The organism is Bacillus sp. P4_D3 (genome assembly GCF_056401855.1).
The window spans coordinates 1-3,193 of record NZ_JBFUIN010000361.1 but is presented as its reverse complement, the minus strand read 5'-3'; the positions used below and the strand labels follow the sequence as shown (position 1 = coordinate 3,193).

Sequence of the window (3,193 nt, the reverse complement as noted above, 5' to 3'; positions counted from 1 at the left end):
GTTAAATAATGAAATACACACTTAAAGATTTTATAAATATAAACGAGTTTAAGAATATAACAGAGCAATTTTATAATTTAACTAAAGTTCCATTCTGTCTCCTTGATAATAATCAAAATGTTATATTTTCCAAAGGTGACCCTTTTTTTCATAATCCAAAAATCCAATCGTCCCAAGAAATGCATATTCCGATCAGTATTGAGCAGGAGCATATAGCAACCTTTGTTATAGGAACAAGTAGTAATAAAGAGGTTATTGCGGATTCTCATATAACACATTTTAAATGCATTGCAAATCTAATTGAAGAGATGGCAACACAACAATTACACCTTAAAAAAATTCATGAAAAAGATTCACAAATGAATGCGATAACAAATCATGAGGAAAATTGTTTAGGCAGTATATTACAAAATATGCCGATTATGATTAATGCTATTGATGAAAAAGGAAATATTATTATGTGGAATCGGGAATGTGAATTAGTAACTGGATATAATGCAGATGAAATAATTAACAATCCAAAAGCGATGAAATTGCTACATCCTCATAGACCTAATCGTAACGATTTGTTGCAAAGTGGTCACGATTTTAGAGATTGGGAGATGGATATCACATGTAAAAATGGTGAGATAAAAACTATTATGTGGTCCAATATATTACATAGTATTCCAACTTTAGGATGGAGTTTCGGAGCAATTGGAATTGATATTACTAAGCGTAAGAGGATGGAAGAGAAACTTAAACAAACCTCGACTGAACTAGAATTAATTTTTAAAGCAATTCCTGATTTGTATTTTTTGTCAGAACTTGATGGGACCATTAAGGATTGTAAAGTTAATTCTGTATCCAAATTTTATGTTCCAATTGAAGAATTTATAGGGAAGAAATTCCAAGAGATATTACCAGTTCCTATCATAAAGCAATTTGAGAAGGCTATTAATCAAATAAAAACTTCATCCGCTCCTGTATTAATAGATTATTCTCTACAACTAGATGATGAAATTTATTATTTTGAAGCAAGACTGTTACCGCTTTTTGAGGATGAAATTATGATTATTGTACGTGATATTACAGAGCGTACAATAACGACGGAATTATTAAAGAAATCAGATACCCTTAATGCAGTAGGGCAATTGGCAGCTGGGGTCGCTCATAAAGTTCGTAACCCATTAACAGTGATTAAAGGCTTCATGCAATTATTGCAACAGGAAGTAGGGAAGGATAAAGACTATTTAAGCCTAATACTTTCTGAAATCAGTAGTATTGAAAAGGTTATTCAAGAATTTTTATCTATTGCAAAACCGAATGTTGCAGTATTTGAACCGAAAAACCTTTGTACTATATTAGATAATGTAGTCGACTTAATAAGTACACAAGCAATTATGAAAAATATTCGAATTGCATTGAACATGGATGTTGAAAACTTATTGATTGAGTGTTGCGAAATTCAATTAAAACAAGTTTTCTATAGTATTTTACAAAATTCTATTGAGGCTATACAAAATGGTCAAGAAATCATCATTAATGTGAAAAAACATAATAGTACCGAGGTTAAGGTTTGTATTTTAGATAAAGGAGTAGGTATTCCTTCAGAAAGAATTAAAAGACTAGGTGAACCTTTTTATAGTACAAAAGAAAAAGGGACGGGTGTTGGGCTTATGATGAGTTATCGAATTATTGAAAGCCATGGTGGGAAAATAAGTATAAAAAGCCAAGTTGGGAAAGGAACTACTGTTACTCTGTTTTTCCCAATTTATAACGGTGACTCAGTTGGTGATGTTAGTCCAAATAGCATGTAATCATAACTAGTAAATAAATCTCTGAAAATGAAAAATCAGACGATTATCTTGTAGAAATATAGGTGGTCTGAAGTGATTTGATCAGGCAAAGAAAAATGGATTTAATAGAGATAATGTAACTTGAATTTGAAGTACAACTCCTAGTTTCAGTAGACGTTATATTTTATGCATAGAAGTAAGAGGCTCTTTTCGAAAGTCACTTAAAAAGTTAGATTCATAATGTAACGGGAGATAAAAAATTAATTTAGGAAAAAGAAGGTTGCTCTAAATACCATTTAGGTTAAATCGCATGTATATCTTTAAAGTGAAAAGTTTCTTTTTCTCAGCTATAGAAAATGAAACTTTTTTACTTGAGTGATAACTTTTTATGATGTTTGTGAAAGGGTTTTGTTATATTTTTGAAAGGGAAATGTAATGTATATAAACTAATATGAACTTACGAATATTGATTTTATATCATTCGCCATTGATGAAGGAACAGAGGAGATTTAATGTATGAAAACAAGAATTGCAATTATAGAAGATGAAGATAATATACGGGAGATATGTAAACGGTACTTAGAAAGGGAAGGGTATGAGGTATACACTGCTGTGAACGGAGCAGAAGGATGGAATATATTTCAACAATTTCAACCAGATCTAATTATTTTAGATTTGATGATGCCAGAAAAAGATGGTTGGGAACTATGTGAGGAAATTCGCCAACATTCCAATGTACCTATTGTCATGTTAACCGCGAGAGGAGAAGAAAGGGAGCGGATTTTAGGATTAACAATGGGGGCGGATGATTATGTAACAAAACCCTTTTCGCCTCGTGAATTAGTATTAAGGGTACAAATTATACTAAGAAGAGGAAATCAAGTAACACTTCAAGGAATAGAGCCTGAATCAGGAATGATAGAGTTTCTAGATTTGAAAATTGATCCAACGAAAAGACGTGTATTTGTTTGTCAATATGAAATAGAGCTAACGGTGAAAGAGTTTGAGGTGCTTTATCTCATGGCAAAACATCCTAAACAGGTGTTTTCACGGTCTCAACTTCTTGAACAAATTTGGGGATTTGAGTATGAAGGTTGCACAAATGCAGTAACTGTATTAATGAGTCGTTTACGTGAGAAATTGGAGAAACATACAACAAAGAATCGTTGGGTTCATACGGTTTGGGGCATCGGTTATTGTTTTGAACCAGATGGAGGAAACGATAAATGAAGTTACGATATCAACTGTTATTGATGAATCTATTAAGCACGGGTATCATGGTGATTTCCATATGGTACAGTGAAAGGCAAATGCTACTTAGACCAGAACAGACACGATTATTAATAGTAATAGTAATTGTAGCAATGATTATTTCTACGATTATTTACTGGTTAATGACACGCCCTATTATGAGA

At 32.1% G+C, this 3,193-nt stretch carries 2 protein-coding genes and 1 pseudogene; all 3 read left to right on the top strand.

Annotated elements, in window-relative coordinates:
* The first annotated feature begins 8 nt into the window (after positions 1–8).
* The gene (locus AC1DTM_RS21055) at positions 9–1,799 is read left to right on the top strand and encodes an ATP-binding protein (protein ID WP_199715494.1); all 1,791 of its coding nucleotides are present in this window, start codon (positions 9–11) and stop codon (positions 1,797–1,799) included.
* A 495-nt stretch (positions 1,800–2,294) separates the two neighbouring features.
* Positions 2,295–3,008: a response regulator transcription factor gene (locus AC1DTM_RS21050; protein ID WP_199715493.1), complete on the top strand. Its 714-nt coding sequence runs from the start codon at positions 2,295–2,297 to the stop codon at positions 3,006–3,008.
* A pseudogene (locus AC1DTM_RS21045) lies at positions 3,005–3,193 on the top strand (sensor histidine kinase); the annotation flags it as partial. The gene AC1DTM_RS21050 and the pseudogene AC1DTM_RS21045, both read left to right, overlap by 4 nt.